The sequence below is a fragment of the Actinomadura flavalba DSM 45200 genome (assembly GCF_000374305.1).
Classification (GTDB): domain Bacteria; phylum Actinomycetota; class Actinomycetes; order Streptosporangiales; family Streptosporangiaceae; genus Spirillospora; species Spirillospora flavalba.
This window is the reverse complement of sequence record NZ_KB894093.1, coordinates 1,671,365-1,689,210: the sequence shown is the minus strand read 5'-3', so window position 1 is coordinate 1,689,210 and position 17,846 is coordinate 1,671,365. Positions and strand designations below refer to the sequence as shown.

Sequence of the window (17,846 nt, the reverse complement as noted above, 5' to 3'; positions counted from 1 at the left end):
TGGCGGTGTGCCGGTAGCGGGTGTGATCGCGGATGGCCGGTTAGCGCCGGACTGAGCCAGGTTGCGGCCGTACGGGCGGTCCATCTCGCGGATGTGACGCCGGATACCGTGGCTCCATGTGCAGCAGGCCGAGGAGCCGCAGCGGAAGCCGAAGCCGAGCGCCGCCGACGTCTCCGGCTCGTACACCCGGGCCGCGGCGGCGCCAGGTCGAGCAGGCCGGTTGCCTGATCCAGACCGATGTCGCTGACGCTCCGCGAGCTTCGACCGATCAGTGGCGTACTTGCCGCCGGTGCGGGTGCCTCGTGTGGGAGCGTCATTTAACGGGTGGGCGCGGCAGGCGTGTGGCGCGTCGCGGTGTCAGCAGCGGTTGAGCGGGCGCTGGTTTGCCGCGCTGGTAAGGGCGAGGGCTGGCGTGTGGGGTGGCGGGTTCGCTGGGGCCCTTCGCCTAGTCGCACACGGGTGGAACCACGGGCGTTGGGAGGCGCGGAATGAGCGAAGCCTCAGGTTTGAGACGTTGCGTCTCGCTTAGGTCTTCACGGTAGAGCGGATGACGGGAATCGAACCCGCGCTATCAGCTTGGGAAGCTGAAGTTCTGCCATTGAACTACATCCGCGTGGTGGTGCCGTCTCATCCTAGCGGATGGGGTGGGGTGGGCGCGTTCGGGTTGGGTGGGCGGTAGGTTCTTGGGGTGCTGCTCTCTGATCGTGACATCCGGGCTGAGGTCGAGGGGGGGCGGGTCAGGATCGACCCGTTCGACCCGGTGATGGTTCAGCCGTCGAGTGTTGACGTGAGGCTCGACCGGTACTTCCGGGTGTTCGAGAATCACAAGTACCCCCACATCGACCCCGCCGTGGAGCAGGTTGATCTGACGCGGATGGTGGATGTCGAGGCCGATGAGGCGTTCATCCTGCATCCGGGCGAGTTCGTGCTCGCGTCGACGTACGAGGTGTTCGGGCTGCCCGAGGACCTCGCGGCGCGACTGGAGGGCAAGAGCTCGCTGGGACGGCTCGGGCTGCTGACGCACTCGACGGCCGGGTGGATCGACCCCGGGTTCACCGGGCACGTCACGCTGGAGCTGTCGAACGTGGCGACGTTGCCGATCAAGCTGTGGCCGGGCATGAAGATCGGGCAGATGTGCCTGTTCCGGACGAGTTCGCCGGCGGAGTACCCGTACGGGTCGCCGAAGTACGGGTCGCGGTACCAGGACCAGCGGGGGCCGACGCCGTCGCGGTCGTACCTCAACTTCCACCGCACCAAGGTCTGACCGAGGCTTCCCGAAGGGCCGCCGCGCATCGCGCGGCGGCCCTTCGTCGTGCCGGGAGCGGACACGCGTTCCCCGAATCGCGGAACACAAACCTGCCGAGAATGGATTGTGGTGCACATCACCCAAAGATGAAAGTTCGTCACGGTACGGGTACTTTGAGTCGATGCCGAGCGGCTACTCCTACTTTGCTTGCGCTTTACTTGTGCCGGGAGCAGCCGCGCTGCACGTGACTTTCCCACGCGTCCGCGTGGGGCTGGAAAGGAGATCGTGTCCCTGCTCCGCGCGGAAAGCGTCACCAAGGTCTTCGGCCGCAAGGCGGCCGAGGCGGACCGAAAACTCAAGGCCGGGGCCGACGCCGCGGAGATCCGCCGGCTGGGCGTCACGCCGGCGGTCGTGGACGCGTCGTTCGAGGTCGAACGCGGTGAGATCTTCGTGGTCATGGGCCTGTCGGGCTCGGGCAAGTCCACGCTGATCCGCATGCTGAACGGCCTGCTGGACGTCACGTCCGGCCGGGTGCTGATCGACGGCCAGGACATCGCCGCGCTGCCTCGCAAGGCACTGCGCGCGGTGCGCCAGGAGAAGGTCAGCATGGTCTTCCAGCACTTCGCCCTCTTCCCCCATCGCACCGTTCTCGCCAACGCCGCCTACGGCCTGGAAGTGCGCGGCGTCTCGAAGGAGGAACGAGAGAGCAAGGCCCGGGAGTTCCTGGGTCTGGTCGGCTTGGAGGGCTGGGAGGACAAGCTGCCGGGACAGTTGTCCGGCGGCATGAAGCAGCGCGTCGGGCTCGCGCGGGCGCTCGCGTCCGGCACCGACATCATCCTCATGGACGAGGCGTTCAGCGCCCTCGACCCGCTGATCCGGCGCGAGGTGCAGGACCTGCTGCTCGACCTCCAGGGCCGCCTCGGCAAGACGATCGTGTTCATCACCCACGACCTCAACGAGGCGATGCGCCTCGGCGACCGGATCGCCGTGATGCGCGAGGGACGGATCGTCCAGATCGGGACGGCGGAGGAGATCCTCACCGATCCCGCGAACGACTACGTCGCGCAGTTCGTCGCGGACGTGGACCGTACCAGGGTGCTGACGGCGGCATCCGTCATGGAGAAGCCGCTGGTCACGGTCCCGGCGAACACCGGGCCGCGCACGGCGCTGCGGACGCTCCGCGAGAACCAGGCCGCCGCGGCGTTCGTGCTCGAACGCGACCGGCGCCTGGTCGGCACGGTGTCGGCGAAGGTGATCGCGGACGCGGTCGCCGACGGCGAACGGCCGCTGGCCGAGCTGGTCACGCAGGACGTCCCGCCGGTTCCGCCGGAGACGCCCGTCGCGGACCTGTTCGCGCGCGCCGCCGAGAGCGACCTGCCCGTCCCGGTGACGGACAAGCGCGGCACGCTGCTCGGCGTCATCCCGCGCGTGACGCTGCTGGCGGCGCTCGGCGCGATCAACACCCACGTGGACGAGGTCATCGAGGCGACCGACCCGTCGCCGGAGGCTCCCGTGCTGGTCAAGGAGGGCAGTGACGTTGACGACTGAGGCACTCGACGACACGCTGCCCCGCGTCCCGTGGGGCGAGTGGTTCGAGACGGGCGTGACCTGGCTGACCGAGCACGGCGGGTTCGTGTTCGACGGTGTGACGACGGCCGTGGAGGGCGTCGTCGACGGCCTGGTGGACGTGCTGATGCTGCCGCCGCCGCTGGTGCTGACGGCGATCCTGGCGCTGCTGGCGCTGTTCCTGCGCGGCTGGAAGCTGGCGGTGTTCACGCTGCTCGGCTTCGGGCTGATCGAGTCGATCGAGCTGTGGTCGGACGCGATGGACTCGCTGGCGCTCGTGCTCGTCGCGGCGCTGGTGTCGGTGCTGCTGGCGATCCCGATCGGGATCGCGGCGGCGCGCAACGACACGGTGAGCCGGATCGTCCGCCCGGTGCTGGACCTGATGCAGACGATGCCGGCGTTCGTGTACCTCATCCCGGCGATCTTCTTCTTCAGCGTGGGCGTCGTCCCTGGCGTGGTCGCGACGGTGATCTTCTCGCTGCCGCCGGGCGTCCGCCTGACGGAGCTGGGCATCCGCGGCGTGGACCGGGAGATGGTCGAGGCGGGCGAGGCGTTCGGCGCCACGCCGCGCGGCATCCTCACCGGCATCCAGGTGCCGCTGGCGATGCCGTCGATCATGGCGGGCGTCAACCAGCTCATCATGCTGTCGCTGTCGATGGTCGTCATCGCGGGCATGGTCGGCGCGGGCGGGCTCGGCGGGGTGGTGCTGGACGGCATCAACCGCGTGAACATCGCGAAGGGCTTCGAGGGCGGTACGGCGGTGGTCGTCCTGGCGATCTTCCTGGACCGGATCACGAGCGCCCTCGGCGACCGTTCGGCGGTCGCGCGCGCCACCGCCAAGGTCTGACCCCAAGATTTCTCCCCACCCCCAGAAGGAAGGAGCCTGATGCGTTTCGGGCTGAAGAAGACGGCCGCGGTGGCCCTGGGCCTGGTGCTCGGGCTGACGGCCGCGGGTTGCGGCGACGGTGACGGCGGTTCGGGCGGTGACAAGAAGCTGACGATCGGCGTCGTGTCCGGCTGGGCCGAGGGCGAGGCGGCGACCGCGCTGTGGGAGCGCCTGCTCAAGGACAAGGGCTACGAGGTCGACGTGAAGACGCTCGACACCGGACCCCTTTACACCGGCCTGGCCCGCGGTGACGTGGACCTGTTCGTCGACTCGTGGCTTCCCTACACGCACGAGGACTACTGGAAGCAGTACGGCGACAAGCTGGAGAAGCTGGGCGTCTGGTACGACTCGGCGCCGCTGACGATCGCCGTGCCGGAGTACTCGCCGCTGAAGTCGCTGGACGACCTCAAGGGCAAGGGCGGCCAGTACGGCGGCAAGATCGTCGGCATCGAGAGCAGCTCGGGCCTGGTGCGCGTCTCCAAGGAGAAGATGCTCCCGGCGTACGGGCTCAAGGGCGAGTACGAGGTGACGACGTCGTCGACGGCGGCGATGCTCGCCGAGCTGAAGAAGGCGACGGACGCCAAGAAGGACATCGTCGTCACGCTGTGGCGCCCGCACTGGGCGTACGCGAAGTTCCCGATCCGGGACCTCGCGGACCCGAAGAAGGCCATGGGCGACCCCGACGAGATCACGACGGTGGCGCGCAAGGGCTTCGCTAAGGACCACGCGGACGTCGCGGCGTGGTTCAAGAAGTTCAAGATGAACGACGAGCAGCTCGGCACGCTCGAGGACCTCATCGAGAACAAGCACGGCGGCAAGACCGAGCCGGCCGTGGACGAGTGGCTGAAGCAGAACCCCGACTACGCCGGCACCATCACGGGCTGACGTAGGCACGGCACAGGGCCGCCCGGACCGCTGGTGTCCGGGCGGTCCTTCGTTGTGGGTGTGGGGCATGATGGGCTGTATGGGCGATGAGCACGTACCGATCTGGCTCGGCAGCGACACGGCTCACAACGCGCGGGTGTGGAATCACTGGCTCGGCGGCCGGGACAACTTCCCCGTGGACCGCACCGTGGGCGACCGGGTGTTCGGCATGTATCCGAGCATCGTGCAGGTGGCGCGCGCCGATCGGGCGTTTCTCGGGCGGGCGGTGCGGTTCCTGGCCGGGGAGGCGGGCGTCCGGCAGTTCCTCGACCTCGGGACGGGGCTGCCCACGGCCGACAACACCCACGAAGTGGCGCAGCGGGTGGCGCCAGAGTCGCGGGTCGTCTACGTCGACAACGATCCGCTGGTGCTGCGGCACGCGCGGCGGTTGCTGCACAGCACGCCGGAGGGAGTCACCGACTACATCGACGCCGACGTCCGCGACACCGCCGCCGTCCTGGAGGGCGCGGCGCGGACGCTCGACCTGAGCCGTCCCGTCGGGCTGATCATGCTCGGCATCCTGAACTTCGTGCTGGACGACGACGAGGCGCACGCCGTCGTGGACGACCTCGTGGCGGCGGTCCCGTCCGGTTCCTGGGTGGCGCTGACGCATCCCACGCTGGAGCTGGGCGGCGAGGGCAACGTCGAGGCGATGGACTTCTTCAACCGCAACGCCAAGCCGCCGCTGCGCGCCCGGACGGGCGAGGAGATCGCGAGTTTCCTGCACGGTCTGGAGCTGGTCGAGCCGGGCCTGGTCTCGTGCACGCGCTGGCGGCCGGCTCCGCGCGACGGCGCCGAGCCGCCGGTCGTCGCGCAGTACGGCGCCGTGGCCCGCAAGCCCTGACGCGCCGCCGGTCGGCGGGAACGTCGTGCCGCGCCCGGGACGGCGAGCCGCCCGGCGGGTTCGTGCTGCCGGACCCGTATCTGCGCCTCGCCACCGACTGCGGCCCCGCTCCTTCGATGAGGGGCGGGGCCGCGGCGGTGCAGGCGGGTTACTCGGCGGGGGCGGGCTCCTTCTCCCCCTTGACCGAGCGGATGAGGAGCTGGGAGACGTCCACGACTTCCAGGGTCTCCTTGGCCGCGCCCTCGTTCTTCTTCTCGTTGATCGCGTCGCCCAGCATGACCAGGCAGAACGGGCAGGCGGTGGAGACGGTGTCGGGGTTGGTCTCCAGGGCCTCGTCGACGCGCTCGGTGTTGATGCGCTTGCCGATGCGCTCTTCCATCCACATGCGGGCGCCGCCGGCGCCGCAGCAGAAGCCGCGGTCCTTGTGGCGGTGCATCTCCTGCGTCTTGACGCCGGGGACGGTCGCCATGATGTCGCGCGGCTGCTTGTAGACCTTGTTGTGACGGCCCAGGAAGCAGGGGTCGTGGTAGGTGATGTTCTCCTCGATCGGGTTGATCGGGGTGAGCTTGCCCTCTTCGACCAGGTGCGCGAGGAGCTGCGTGTGGTGGACGACCTCGTAGTTCCCGCCGATCTGCGGGTACTCGTTGGCGAGCGTGTTGAAGCAGTGCGGGCAGGTCGCGACGATCTTCTTGGCGCCGGCCTCGTTCAGCGTCTCGACGTTCTGCTGGCCGAGCATCTGGAAGACGAACTCCATGCCGAGGCGGCGGGCCGGGTCACCGGTGCACGCCTCCATCGGACCGAGCACGGCGAACTTGACGCCCGCGATGTGCAGCAGCTCCGCGGTGGCCTTGGTGGTCTTCTTGGCGCGGTCCTCCAGGGCACCGGCGCAGCCGACCCAGAACAGGTACTCGGTGTCCTCGGGGAGCTTCTCGTCGACGACCTCGACCTCGAAGTCCAGCTCCTCGATCCACTCGAGGCGCTTCATCTCGGACATGCCCCACGGGTTGCCCTTGTTCTCCAGGTTCTTCAGCATGACGCCGGCCTCGCTCGGGAACGAGGACTCGATCATCACCTGGAAGCGGCGCATGTCGAGGATGTGGTCGATGTGCTCGATGTCGACCGGGCACTGCTCGACGCAGGCGCCGCAGTTGGTGCAGGACCACAGGACGTCGGGGTGGATGACGCCGTCGTCGCCGACGAGCTCCTTGTCGACCTGCATGGCGAGCTTCTGCTCGTCGGTGAACTTCTCCTTCTCCTCCTCGGACGCCAGCATGTACGGCGCCTTGGCGAAGGCGTGGTCGCGCAGTTCGAGGACGAGCATCTTGGGCGACAGCGGCTTGCCGGTGTTCCAGGCGGGGCACTGCGACTGGCAACGACCGCACTCGGTGCAGGTCGCCATGTCGAGGTAGCCCTTCCAGGTGAAGTCCTCGATCTTGCCGCGGCCGAAGGTGTCCTCGTCGGGGTCGGCCTCCTCGAAGTCGAGGGGCTTGCCCTTGCTCATCATCGGCTGCGCGGCGCCCAGGCCGTCGGGGCGGCGCTTGAACATGACGTTCAGCGGGGCGATGAAGATGTGCAGGTGCTTGGAGTTGACGACGATGACGAGGAAGACCAGCGCGACGCCGATGTGCAGCAGCAGGCCGACCGACTCGAGCCAGTTGAGGGTGCCGTCGCTCAGGCCGGTGAAGGGGCGGCCGGACAGCCAGGAGGCGTAGGCGGCCTTGCCGTAGGTCAGTTCGTCACGCGCGGCCTCGATGCCCCGGAAGAAGAACATCGTCCAGATGACGTTGAAGATCATGAAGAGGATGACCCAGGCGCCGCCGGTGTGCGAGCCCTTGAAGCGGGACTTGCGGCCGAGCTTCTTCGGGGACTGCTTGATCCGGATGGCGGCGAAGGTCGCCAGGCCGAGCAGACAGGCGAGGGCGATCGTGTCCTGGACGAAGCCGATCGGGCCCCACGTCTGGATGAACGGGATGTGGGCCTCAAGGCCGAAGATCAGCTGGACGCCCGCTTCGAGGTACACGGTGGCGAGCAGGAAGAACGCCCACATGACGGCGAAGTGCGCGGCGCCGGCGACCGTCCACTTGAGCAGCTTCTTCTGGCCGAGGACCTCGACGGCCTGGCCCTCGACGGCGGCCTTGGGCTCGCGCCTGACCTGGAGCGTGCGCTCGGGGTCGGGCTGGCCGCTGCGGAAGAGCTTGGTCAGGAACTGGATCCGGCGGCCGGCGAGGGCGAGCGTCACCACGATTCCGGCCAGCCCGATGATCAATGTCAGCCAGTACGCTGCTCCGTGCACTGTTCCGTCCTCCCTGAAGGTACGGGCGTTGGCTGTCAGCGTAGGGCTCGCGACAGTCCGGGCTTCATCCGGGGCCCGAATACTACTCGTCAGTAGGTTGTGTGTCGCCCGGCGTGCCGGGGCACGTCGGACGCGATCTTTCCCGGCCGTTCAATATAGGCCGCCTCGCGACCCGGCGAAACAGGCGCCGACCTGCGGGAACGCGCTCACGGCGGCATCGCGCGCGGGTGACCGAGCGGGCAGGTTCCCCGCAGCGTGTCGCTCACCCGTCGCACGTTCCAGTGCGCGCGGCAGTACGAATGCGCGCACTCGGCGCAGAAGAAGGGCAGTCTCCGCACCGCCGCGCCGTAGTCGCCCCGCCGGACGGCGGCGTACTCCGCCTCGCCGAGCACCGTCCACAGCGGCTCGCCGAAACCGGTGACGCGCACCCCCGGCGCGGGCCCGCGCCGCAGCCCGAGCGGCGGCCCGAGGTCGGCGGTCGCGCCGGGCGGCGTCGCCCGCAGTTCGGCGGCGACGGTTCCGCAGGTGGCGCACGTCACGATCTCCATGGCCCCCACCCTGCCTGCCCGATGAGTTCCGCGCACACCCGCAGTCGACCCTGTGGATAACTTTTTTCACGGAGAGGATTCCCGACCTATGACCGCCGACCTCGCCCCGGCCGCGACGCGCCTGTCCGGCCTGCTGCGCACCGTCCCCGACGACCTCCTGGACGCGCCGACACCCTGCCCCGGCTACACGCTCGCCGCGCTGTTCGACCACGTCGACGGCGTGACCCGCGCCTTCACCGCCGCCGCGCGCAAGACGCCGCTTGAGGAGGCGCCCGCCGGTGACCCGGCGCGGCTCGGGCCGGACTGGCGCGAGCGCATCCCCGCGCAGCTCGCCGAGATGGCCGCGAGCTGGGACGATCCGCGCGCGTGGGAGGGCATGACGCGCGCGGGCGGCCTCGACCTGCCCGCCGACGTCGCCGGGCTCGTCGCGCTCGACGAGCTGGTCGTGCACGGCTGGGACGTCGCCCGCGCGGCGGGACTGCCGTACGCCGCGGAACCGGCCGAGATCGAGGCGTGCCGGAGCCTGCTCACGCCGGGGGACGACGAGCCGGAGCGGACGGGCGACCCGTTCGGCCCGCCCGTCCCGGCGCCTCCGGACGCGTCGGAACTGGACCGTTTGATCGCGCTGGCGGGCCGCGATCCGCGCTGGGAGGGCTCGACCGGCGGGAGGTGAGTGGCTAGTCTCACCCCGCCGGGCGGTGGTGGATTTGGGGGATATGTCCATCGACTGACTGGCATGTCCCCCACGCCCCACCCCCTCTTGCGAGCTGCCCCATGAAGCGATTCCTCCGCCGCGCCGTCACCGGATCGGCGGTCGCCGCGCTGGCCCTCGGGCTGAGCGCGGCGCCCGCCGTCGCCAAGCCGTCCGGCGCGGCCTTCGCCGACTGCCCCGACCTGCCCGCCGGCGCCGACGCGTCCACCTGGACCTGCTACGTCATGACGGCGGCGGACACGCTGCTGCGGTTCAACAAGATGAGCGCGCACACCACGGCGCCGGTCACGCTCACCGTCGCGCAGGGCAAGCTGGCCGACGGCACCGAGGCCGCGAAGGTCGGCGCGCTGCGCGGCGACCCGATCCCGTTCGTCACCGGCGTCCCCGGCACGTCGCTGGAGACGCCGCACCCGACCGGCTGGAAGGTGCGGATCACGCCGACCGGCGCGATCAAGCCCGGCGTCCTGGTCCCGCACGAGATCGGGCTGACGGCGCAGATCGTCGGGAGCGGCCTGGGCGACGCCTGCGGGATCGGCCCGGTGACGGTCAAGCCCGCGCTCCAGTGGGTGTTCCCGTGGTTCGACGGCGGCCTGGCGTGGCGCGTCCAGGCGTACGACAGCGTCTACGCGCTGCCGTCCGCGAAGAACTGCGCCGGGAACGACTTCACCGTCAACCAGCTCCTCGGCCTGCCCGCCAACGCCACCAGCAATCACTTCCAGGTGGCCTGGACGCTGCGCAGCGCGGGCTACTAGACCCGCTCGAAGATCGCCGCGAGGCCCTGGCCCCCGCCGATGCACATCGTCTCCAGCCCGTACCGGGCGTCGCGGCGGTGCATCTCGCGGGCCAGGGTCGCCAAGATGCGGGCGCCGGTCGCGCCGACGGGATGCCCGAGCGAGATGCCGGAACCGTTGACGTTCGTCCGGTCCCAGTCGGCGTCCTTGTACTCCCATTCGCGGGTGACGGCGAGGGCCTGCGCGGCGAACGCCTCGTTCAGCTCGACCAGGCCGAGGTCGGCGAACGTCAGCCCGGCGGCGGCCAGCGCCCGCGCCGTCGCGGGGACGGGTCCGATGCCCATTGTCTCCGGCGGCACGCCCGCACGCGCCCACGTCACGAGCCGCACCAGCGGGCGCAGGCCGAGCTCGTCGGCGCGCTCGGGCGTGGTCACGGCGCAGACGGCGGCGCCGTCGTTCTGGCCGCTGGCGTTGCCCGCCGTGACGGTGGCGTCGGCGTCGTCGCGGCCGAGGACGGGACGCAACGCGGCGAGCCCGTCCAGCGTCGTGCCGGGACGCGGATGCTCGTCGGCGTCGACGACGGTGGCACCCCTGCGGCCGGGCACGGTGACGGAAACGATCTCGTCGGCGAACCGCCCGTCCCGCTGCGCGGCGACGGCCCGTTCGTGCGACAGCACGGCCAGTTCGTCCTGTTCCGCCCGGCCGATGCCGTAGAGGCGGCGCAGGTTCTCGGCGGTCTCCAGCATCCCGCCCGGCACCGGATAGTGGACGCCTCCGGCGGTGACGCGCCCGCGCGCCAGCGCGTCGTGCAGCTCGAAGCCGCCCTGCGCGCCCCACCGCGCGCGCGTCGTGTAGAGCGGCGCGGTGCTCATGCTCTCGACGCCGCCCGCGATGACGACGTCGCTCACCCCGGTCTGGATCTGCATCGCGGCGTCCAGGACGGCCTGGAGCCCCGACCCGCAGCGCCGGTCGATCTGGACGCCGCCGACCGTGACGGGCAGGCCCGCGTCCAGCGCGGCGACGCGGCCGACGGCGGGGGCGTCGGCGGTGGGATTGCACTGCCCGAGGATCACTTCATCCACGGCGTCGCCCGGCAGCCCCGTCCGCGCCAGCAGCTCGGTGATCACCGTCGCGGCGAGCGTCGCGGCCGGGACGTCGCGGAACACACCGCCGTAACGTCCGATGGGGGTTCGCAGCGGCTCGCAGATCACCACGTCGCGCATCGGTCCTCCTCCACAGGGGATGTCCCGCAGCGTACGCGTCGCGGCGGACGCGGTTGAATGCAGGGGAACCGACCGAGGGAGCGCGCATGGGCTGGGGACACGAGGTGAGGACGCTCCGCGTCGTCGGCACCGGGATGATGGGGCGGGGCATCGCGCAGTGGGCGGCGGCCGGCGGGATCGCGGTGGAGCTGGCCGACGCGCGTCCCGAGGCGGTCCAGGCGGCGATCGAGCAGGTCGGCGCGATGTTCGACCGGCTGGCGGCCAAGGGCCGGATGACGGCCGACGACGCGGCGGCAGCGCGCGGGCGGTTGCGCCCGGTCGGTGATCCGCTGGCGCCGCTGGACGGGGTTGACCTCGTCGTGGAGGCCGTCCGGGAGGATCTGGACGTCAAGCGGGACCTGTTCGCGGCGCTGGAGAAGGTCGCGCCGGAGCGGACGGTGCTGGCGACCAACACCAGTTCGCTGTCGGTGACGGCGATCGGCACCCGGATGGCCGATCCGTCCCGGTTGGCGGGATTGCACTTCTTCAACCCGGTGCCGCTGATGCGGCTCGTGGAGGTCGTGCCGGGGGCGCGGACGGCCGAGTGGATTCCCGGCGCGCTGGCCGAGCTGGTGCGGCGGCTGGGGCACGAGCCCGTCCTCGCGGCCGATACGCCGGGGTTCGTGGTGAACCACGCGGGTCGCGGGCTGGTGACCGAGGCGTTGCAGATCGTCGGTGAGGCCGTGGCCGATCCGGTGGACGTCGACCGGATCGCCCGGGACGTCCTCGGCCTGCGCATGGGACCGTTCGAGCTGATGGACCTCACCGGGCTCGACGTCTCCCATCCCGTGCTGGAGAGCATCTGGGAGGGCTTCTACGGCGAGCCGCGGCTGCGTCCGTCGCCGCTGACGCGGGCGCGGGCGACGGCGGGGCTGCTGGGCCGCAAGGTCGGCGCCGGGTTCTACCGGTATGAGGACGGCTCGAAGATGGAGCCCGAGCCCGTGGCCGCGCCGCCCGTGGCGTCCCGTCCCGTGTGGGTTCATCCCGAGGTGCGGGAGAAGCTGGGCGCGTTGCTCGGCACCGCCGACGTGCCCCTCGACACCGGTGACGCCCCGGCCGACGGGTCCGTGGTGCTCGTCGCGCCCGACGGCGGGACGGCCGCCGACTTCGCCCGCGAACAGGGCCTCCCCCTCGCCCGGACCGTCGGCATCGACCCGTTCGGGGGGTTCTTCACCAGGCTGACGCTGCTCGTCCATCCCGGCGTCGAACGCGAGGCGGCGCGGGCCGTCTGGGCAGCGGTGGCCGCGACCGGACGCGACGTCACGCTCGTCCGCGACACGGCCGGGGGTGTGGCCGGACGGCTGCTGGCGTCGATCGTCAACGTGGCGTGCGAGATCGCCGAACAGCGCATCGCGGTTCCGTCCGACATCGACACCGGTGTCCGGCTCGGCCTCGGATATCCGCACGGGCCGCTCGAATGGGGTGAGCAAACCGGTTCCGCCACGATCCTGCGCCTGCTCACGTCCCGCTTCGAGCGCACCGGCGACCCGCGCTACCGGCCGAGCCAGTGGCTGGTGGACCGGGTGGCCCTCGGCATGCCCCTCACCGACACCGGAACCACCCCGGCCGACCTGCACTGACGGGCGAGATCAGCCGCGCCGCGCTGGCGCGACGTCACGCCAGCCCGCGCCGACGACCAGCGACGAGAACAGGACGCGGCCCGGCGTGTGCCAGCGCTCGTCGCCCTGACGGGAGATGACGGCGCGTTCCTCACGGGGCGCGCCCGTTCGCGCGTCGATCAACGCGCCGTGCTTCCGGTCAGCGCGTTCAGCGCCCGCGACATCGGTTCGGTGGGTCGCCGCTGAGGCTCATGTTGACGATCTTCGCGCGGACGGCAGCCCACGATCACGCCGGACTCGGTCCCGTACCCGTCGTCGTAGCCCTGCCTGATGAGGATCGTCACGTCGAACAGCGCCGGGTCCAGCGTGCGGCCGACGAGACCGGAGACGTCGCCGGTCCCCAGCCTGACCTTCTAGTTATTGGGACGGCCCGGAGGGGTCGCGGGTAGGGGTCATTCGGGAGGCGTCCGCCGTGAGGGGGAGGGTGGCCGTTCTCCCTCATCCCGGAGGACCGACTTCCGGCGTGTGGGAACCGGAATGAGGCGCTCAGACGTCCTGTTAAGGAGAGCGTCAGCAAAGTTGAGTGCTGCCGACTCAACTCATTTGACAGATCGAGGACGGCAAGGCACTCTGACCAGAGGATCGACAGCCGGCCGCCGCCGCGCGGGGGACGCGTGGACGCGGCGGCGGTTCCACCGACAGGCAAGAACAGGCAAGTACGACGGAGGACGAGAGACATGGCACGTGCGGTCGGGATCGACCTCGGGACGACCAACTCGGTCGTCGCGATTCTGGAGGGCGGCGAGCCCACCGTCATCGCCAACGCGGAGGGGTCGCGGACCACGCCGTCCGTCGTCGCCTTCGCCAAGAACGGTGAGGTTCTCGTCGGTGAGGTGGCCAAGCGCCAGGCGGTGACGAACGTCGACCGGACCATCCGTTCGGTCAAGCGCGAGATCGGCACCGACTGGAAGACCACGGTCGACGGCAAGGACTTCAACCCGCAGCAGATCAGCGCGTTCGTGCTCCAGAAGCTCAAGCGCGACGCCGAGTCCTACCTGGGCGAGACCGTCACCGACGCGGTCATCACCGTCCCGGCCTACTTCTCCGACCACCAGCGCCAGGCCACCAAGGAGGCCGGGCAGATCGCGGGCCTGAACGTCCTGCGCATCATCAACGAGCCCACCTCGGCGGCGCTGGCCTACCACCTGGAGAAGGAGAACGAGGCCACCATCCTCGTCTTCGACCTCGGCGGCGGCACGTTCGACGTGTCCCTCCTGGAGGTCGGCGACGGCGTGGTCGAGGTCAAGGCCACCAGCGGCGACAACCACCTGGGCGGCGACGACTGGGACGACGCGGTCGTCAAGTGGCTGGTCGAGAAGTTCAAGAACGCCAACGGCGTCGACCTCTCCAAGGACAAGATGGCCCTCCAGCGGCTGCGCGAGGCCGCGGAGAAGGCCAAGATCGAGCTGTCCGGTTCGTCCGAGACACAGATCAACCTGCCCTACATCACCGCGTCGGCCGAGGGCCCGCTCCACCTGGACGAGAAGCTCACCCGGGCCGAGTTCCAGCGGCTCACCTCCGACCTGCTGGAGCGCACCAAGGCCCCGTTCAACCAGGTCCTCAAGGACGCCGGCATCTCGGTCTCCCAGATCGACCAGGTCGTCATGGTCGGCGGCTCGACCCGCATGCCCGCGGTGTCCGAGCTGGTCAAGGAGCTGACCGGCGGCAAGGAGCCCAACAAGGGCGTCAACCCCGACGAGGTCGTCGCCATCGGCGCGTCGCTCCAGGCCGGCGTCCTCAAGGGCGAGGTCAAGGACGTCCTGCTGCTGGACGTGACCCCGCTGAGTCTCGGCATCGAGACCAAGGGCGGCGTCTTCACCAAGATCATCGAGCGGAACACCACGATCCCGACCAAGCGGTCGGAGACCTTCACCACCGCCGACGACAACCAGCCGTCGGTGGAGATCCAGGTCTACCAGGGCGAGCGCGAGATGGCCCGCTTCAACAAGAAGCTCGGCACCTTCCAGCTCACCGGCCTGCCGCCGGCGCCGCGCGGCGTCCCGCAGATCGAGGTCTCGTTCGACATCGACGCCAACGGCATCGTCAACGTCTCCGCGAAGGACCAGGGCACCGGGCGCGAGCAGTCGATGGTCATCACGGGCGGCTCCGCGCTGCCCAAGGAGGACATCGACAAGATGATGCGCGAGGCCGAGGAGTACGCCGAGGAGGACCGCAAGCGCAAGGAGGAGGCGGAGGTCCGCAACCAGGCCGACACCCTCGCCTACTCCACCGAGAAGTTCCTGCGCGAGAACGACGAGAAGGTCCCCGCCGACCTCAAGTCCGAGGTCGAGAGCGCCGTCGCCGAGGTGAAGAAGGCCCTGGAGGGCACCGACACCGACGCCATCAAGACCAGCGCCGACAAGCTGTCGCAGGTCAGCCAGAAGATGGGCGCGGCGATGTACGCGCAGAACGCCGAGAGCGGCGCCCCCGGCGACGCCGGCCCCACGGCCGACGCGCAGGGCGGTGACCAGTCCCAGAACGACGACGACGTCGTCGACGCCGAGATCGTCGACGAGGACAAGCCGAAGGGTGGTGGCGCCTCGTGACCTCGCCCGACAGGGGTGACGAACCGGGCGGCCCGGTGATCCGCGATCGTCGGCGCATCGACCCCGAGACGGGTGCGGTCCGGGAGCCTGCCGAGACGCAGGCGCCCGGGGCCGCGCCCGGCGGGGGCGGCGCCCAGCAGCCGGGCCCGGCGGGCGGCACGCCCGCCGGTGCCCCGGCCGGTGGGCAGCCGGGTGCTCCGGCCGGAGCGCAGCCCGGCGGTCCGTCCGGTGAGCCGGCGGGTGCCGGAGGCGGGGCGTCCGACGAGGTCGCCGCGCTCAAGGCGCAGCTCGCCGAGCGCACCGCCGACCTCCAGCGGCTCCAGGCGGAGTACGTCAACTACCGCCGCCGCGTCGACCGCGACAAGGCCACGCTGCGCGAGCACGCGGTGGGCAGCGCGCTGAACGAGCTGCTCCCGATCCTCGACGACATCGGCCGGGCGCGTGAGCACGGCGAGCTGACCGGCGGCTTCAAGTCCGTCGCCGAGTCGCTGGAGGCCACCACGGGCAAGCTCGGCCTGGAGCGGTACGGCGAGGCCGGCGAACCGTTCGACCCCACCGTCCACGAGGCGCTCATGCACTCGTACTCCCCCGACGTGACGGAGACGAGCGTCGTGAACGTCCTCCAGCCGGGCTACCGCATCGGTGACCGCATCCTGCGCGCCGCGCGCGTCGCGGTCGCCGAGCCCGAGGCCGGCGGCGACACCGCCACCGCGGCGGACACGGAGCAGTGACCGGGCACCGGGCGGCCTCTCCGAGGCGAGGCCGCCCGGGCCCCGGCACCCCCGGCCCGGGACGGCGTCCCGGCGGGGCGTCCGCCCGCCGGGCGCGGATGGTCCCGGGCGTGGCGGCGTCCGCCGCAAGAGCACGCCGATGAAGATGACGACGCAAGTGGCGAGAGCAGAGAGCGGGGCGCCGTGAGCACCAAGGACTACCTGGAGAAGGACTACTACAAGGTCCTGGGTGTGGCGAAGGGCGCCTCACAGGAAGAGATCAAGAAGTCGTACCGCAAGCTGGCGCGCAAGCACCACCCGGACGCCAACAAGAACGACGCCGACGCCGAGGCGAAGTTCAAGGAGGTCTCCGAGGCGTACGACGTCCTGTCGGACGCCAAGCGGCGCAAGGAGTACGACGCGGTCCGCTCGATGCCGTCGGGGTTCCGCGGCGGCCAGCAGGGCGGCGGCTTCGGCTTCGACCTCGGTGACCTGTTCGGCCAGACCGGCACCAGCGGTGGCGGAACCGGCGGCGCGGGCGGCGCCGGTGAACGCATCGGGGACCTGTTCGGCGGCCTGTTCAACCGGGGCGGCGGCACCGGCACCCGGCCCGGCGGCACCCGCCGCGCCCGGCGCGGCGCCGACGTCGAGACCGACGTGACGCTGAGCTTCGCCCGCGCCATGAACGGCGTCACCATCCCCATCAAGCTGACGAGCGAGGCCGCCTGCCCGACCTGCCGCGGCACCGGCGCCAAGTCCGGCACCGTGCCGCGCGTCTGCCCGAACTGCGAGGGCACCGGCCAGGAGACCCGCAACCTCGGCGACTTCGGCTTCTCCGAGCCGTGCCACCTGTGCCACGGCCGCGGCCTGGTCGTCGACGACCCGTGCGAGACGTGCCACGGCAGCGGGCGCGCCACCGGCACCCGCACCATCCAGGCGCGCATCCCGGCGGGCGTCCGCGACGGCCAGCGCATCCGGGTGAAGGGCAAGGGCGCCCCCGGCGAGAGCGGCGGCCCGGCCGGCGACCTGTACGTCAACATCAAGGTCACGCCGCACGCGGTGTTCGGCCGCAAGGGCGACAACCTCACCATCACCGTGCCGATCACCTACCCGGAGGCGGTGCTCGGCGGCAAGATCCAGGTCCCGACGTTCCAGGGCCAGCCGGTGACCCTCCAGTTGCCGGAGGGCACGCCCAACGGCCGGACGCTCCGCGTGAAGGGGCGCGGCGCCTCCCGCCGGGACGGCACCAAGGGCGATCTGCTCGTCACCGTCGACGTGCAGGTCCCGCAGAAGGTGGACGACGCGAGCCGCGCCGTCCTGGAGCAGCTCCGCGTGTCGCACGTCGGTGACGACCTGCGCGGCGACCTGCTCCGCCAGGCCAAGACGGAATAGGCGAAGGGGTGACGTCGTGACCACCGACCCGTTCGGTGACGAGACGCCCGTCTACGTCATCTCGGTGGCGGCCGAGCTGTCCGGGCTGCACCCGCAGACCCTGCGGACCTACGACCGCCTGGGGCTGGTGTCCCCCGGCCGCACCGCCGGCCGGGGCCGCCGCTACTCGATGCGCGACATCGTCCAGCTCCGCGAGATCCAGCGGCTCTCGCAGGAGGAGGGCATCAACCTGTCGGGGATCAAGCGCATCCTCGAACTCCAGCGCGAGAACGCCCGTCTGCGCGACGAACTGGCCCGCGCGTCGGTCCACCGCGACGACGTCGCGAACGAACTCGAATCCACCCGCGCCGTCGCGGCCCGCCTCGCCCGCATGCTGCGCAGCGGCGCGCAGCCGTCTCCGTCCACCCCGGGCGCCGACCTCGTCCCGATCCACGGCACGAGCGTCGTCCTCTGGCACGAACGCAGACACGAGTAGGCCGCGCGATGCACGCACGATCGTCCATCCCAATCACACCCACCACGCAACGCACACGCCCACCGACCGGCCCACCCCGCGCCGGGGGTGCG

At 70.9% G+C, this 17,846-nt stretch carries 15 protein-coding genes, 1 tRNA gene and 1 pseudogene; 12 read left to right on the top strand and 5 right to left on the bottom strand.

All coding sequences use genetic code 11. The features are described from left to right. Positions 1–542 precede the first annotated feature (542 nt). Positions 543–613, bottom strand: a tRNA-Gly gene (locus tag C229_RS0107730). 75 nt (positions 614–688) lie between these two features. Here C229_RS0107730 and dcd point away from each other — a divergent pair. From dcd to C229_RS0107705, 5 genes and pseudogenes are all read left to right on the top strand, one after another. Continuing rightward, the gene (gene dcd, locus C229_RS0107725; RefSeq protein ID WP_026313550.1) at positions 689–1,264 is read left to right on the top strand and encodes a dCTP deaminase; all 576 of its coding nucleotides are present in this window, start codon (positions 689–691) and stop codon (positions 1,262–1,264) included. Positions 1,265–1,531: 267 nt separating this feature from the next. Then, positions 1,532–2,794 carry a quaternary amine ABC transporter ATP-binding protein gene (locus C229_RS0107720; RefSeq protein ID WP_018654499.1) on the top strand — a complete coding sequence of 421 codons (1,263 nt, stop codon included), beginning with the start codon at positions 1,532–1,534 and terminating at the stop codon, positions 2,792–2,794. Between the two features lie 151 nt (positions 2,795–2,945). Then, positions 2,946–3,659: pseudogene (locus C229_RS0107715) on the top strand (ABC transporter permease); the annotation flags it as partial. A 39-nt stretch (positions 3,660–3,698) separates the two neighbouring features. Continuing rightward, positions 3,699–4,583 carry a glycine betaine ABC transporter substrate-binding protein gene (locus C229_RS0107710; protein ID WP_018654497.1) on the top strand — a complete coding sequence of 295 codons (885 nt, stop codon included), beginning with the start codon at positions 3,699–3,701 and terminating at the stop codon, positions 4,581–4,583. A gap of 79 nt (positions 4,584–4,662) precedes the next feature. Continuing rightward, a complete protein-coding gene (locus C229_RS0107705) occupies positions 4,663–5,466 on the top strand; it encodes an SAM-dependent methyltransferase (RefSeq protein WP_018654496.1) in 804 nt (267 codons plus the stop codon). A gap of 148 nt (positions 5,467–5,614) precedes the next feature. On the opposite strand, the gene C229_RS0107700 is transcribed toward C229_RS0107705, so the two are convergent. Beyond that, the gene (locus tag C229_RS0107700) at positions 5,615–7,732 is read right to left on the bottom strand and encodes a (Fe-S)-binding protein (protein WP_018654495.1); all 2,118 of its coding nucleotides are present in this window, start codon (positions 7,730–7,732) and stop codon (positions 5,615–5,617) included. A gap of 233 nt (positions 7,733–7,965) precedes the next feature. Further along, entirely contained in the window at positions 7,966–8,307 is a 342-nt protein-coding gene (locus C229_RS32685; protein WP_018654494.1) for a hypothetical protein, read from the bottom strand. A gap of 88 nt (positions 8,308–8,395) precedes the next feature. Between C229_RS32685 and C229_RS0107690 the strand changes: the two genes are divergently transcribed. After that, positions 8,396–8,980, top strand: coding sequence for a TIGR03086 family metal-binding protein (locus tag C229_RS0107690; RefSeq protein ID WP_018654493.1), 585 nt, complete (start codon positions 8,396–8,398; stop codon positions 8,978–8,980). 101 nt (positions 8,981–9,081) lie between these two features. Then, positions 9,082–9,771: a hypothetical protein gene (locus C229_RS0107685; RefSeq protein WP_018654492.1), complete on the top strand. Its 690-nt coding sequence runs from the start codon at positions 9,082–9,084 to the stop codon at positions 9,769–9,771. On the opposite strand, the gene C229_RS0107680 is transcribed toward C229_RS0107685, so the two are convergent. Beyond that, positions 9,768–10,973, bottom strand: coding sequence for an acetyl-CoA C-acetyltransferase (locus tag C229_RS0107680; protein ID WP_018654491.1), 1,206 nt, complete (start codon positions 10,971–10,973; stop codon positions 9,768–9,770). The two genes, C229_RS0107685 and C229_RS0107680, sit on opposite strands and share 4 nt — an antisense overlap. 86 nt (positions 10,974–11,059) lie before the next feature. Between C229_RS0107680 and C229_RS0107675 the strand changes: the two genes are divergently transcribed. Beyond that, positions 11,060–12,592 carry a 3-hydroxyacyl-CoA dehydrogenase gene (locus C229_RS0107675; RefSeq protein ID WP_018654490.1) on the top strand — a complete coding sequence of 511 codons (1,533 nt, stop codon included), beginning with the start codon at positions 11,060–11,062 and terminating at the stop codon, positions 12,590–12,592. Between the two features lie 9 nt (positions 12,593–12,601). Here C229_RS0107675 and C229_RS34110 read toward each other — a convergent pair whose 3' ends face one another. Next, positions 12,602–12,754, bottom strand: coding sequence for a hypothetical protein (locus tag C229_RS34110; protein WP_018654489.1), 153 nt, complete (start codon positions 12,752–12,754; stop codon positions 12,602–12,604). Positions 12,755–13,308: 554 nt separating this feature from the next. Here C229_RS34110 and dnaK point away from each other — a divergent pair. From dnaK to C229_RS0107650, 4 genes are all read left to right on the top strand, one after another. Next, on the top strand, positions 13,309–15,177 hold the full coding sequence (gene dnaK, locus C229_RS0107665; protein WP_018654488.1) for a molecular chaperone DnaK: 1,869 nt from the start codon (positions 13,309–13,311) through the stop codon (positions 15,175–15,177). Then, positions 15,174–15,908 (top strand): nucleotide exchange factor GrpE, encoded by a 735-nt coding sequence (gene grpE, locus C229_RS0107660; RefSeq protein ID WP_018654487.1) that lies wholly within the window; start codon positions 15,174–15,176, stop codon positions 15,906–15,908. Before dnaK ends, grpE begins: the two co-directional genes overlap by 4 nt. A gap of 183 nt (positions 15,909–16,091) precedes the next feature. Next, positions 16,092–17,279, top strand: coding sequence for a molecular chaperone DnaJ (dnaJ, locus tag C229_RS0107655; RefSeq protein WP_018654486.1), 1,188 nt, complete (start codon positions 16,092–16,094; stop codon positions 17,277–17,279). Between the two features lie 16 nt (positions 17,280–17,295). Continuing rightward, positions 17,296–17,754: a heat shock protein transcriptional repressor HspR gene (locus tag C229_RS0107650; RefSeq protein WP_018654485.1), complete on the top strand. Its 459-nt coding sequence runs from the start codon at positions 17,296–17,298 to the stop codon at positions 17,752–17,754. Positions 17,755–17,846: the final 92 nt, after the last annotated feature.

Coding starts and splice junctions, on each gene's coding strand:
- C229_RS0107710 (WP_018654497.1), top strand. CDS start 3,699: ATGCGTTTCGGGCTGAAGAAGACGGCCGCGGTGGCCCTGGGCCTGGTG.
- C229_RS0107705 (WP_018654496.1), top strand. CDS start 4,663: ATGGGCGATGAGCACGTACCGATCTGGCTCGGCAGCGACACGGCTCAC.
- C229_RS32685 (WP_018654494.1), bottom strand. CDS start 8,307: ATGGAGATCGTGACGTGCGCCACCTGCGGAACCGTCGCCGCCGAACTG.
- C229_RS0107690 (WP_018654493.1), top strand. CDS start 8,396: ATGACCGCCGACCTCGCCCCGGCCGCGACGCGCCTGTCCGGCCTGCTG.
- C229_RS0107685 (WP_018654492.1), top strand. CDS start 9,082: ATGAAGCGATTCCTCCGCCGCGCCGTCACCGGATCGGCGGTCGCCGCG.
- C229_RS0107680 (WP_018654491.1), bottom strand. CDS start 10,973: ATGCGCGACGTGGTGATCTGCGAGCCGCTGCGAACCCCCATCGGACGT.
- C229_RS0107675 (WP_018654490.1), top strand. CDS start 11,060: ATGGGCTGGGGACACGAGGTGAGGACGCTCCGCGTCGTCGGCACCGGG.
- dnaK (WP_018654488.1), top strand. CDS start 13,309: ATGGCACGTGCGGTCGGGATCGACCTCGGGACGACCAACTCGGTCGTC.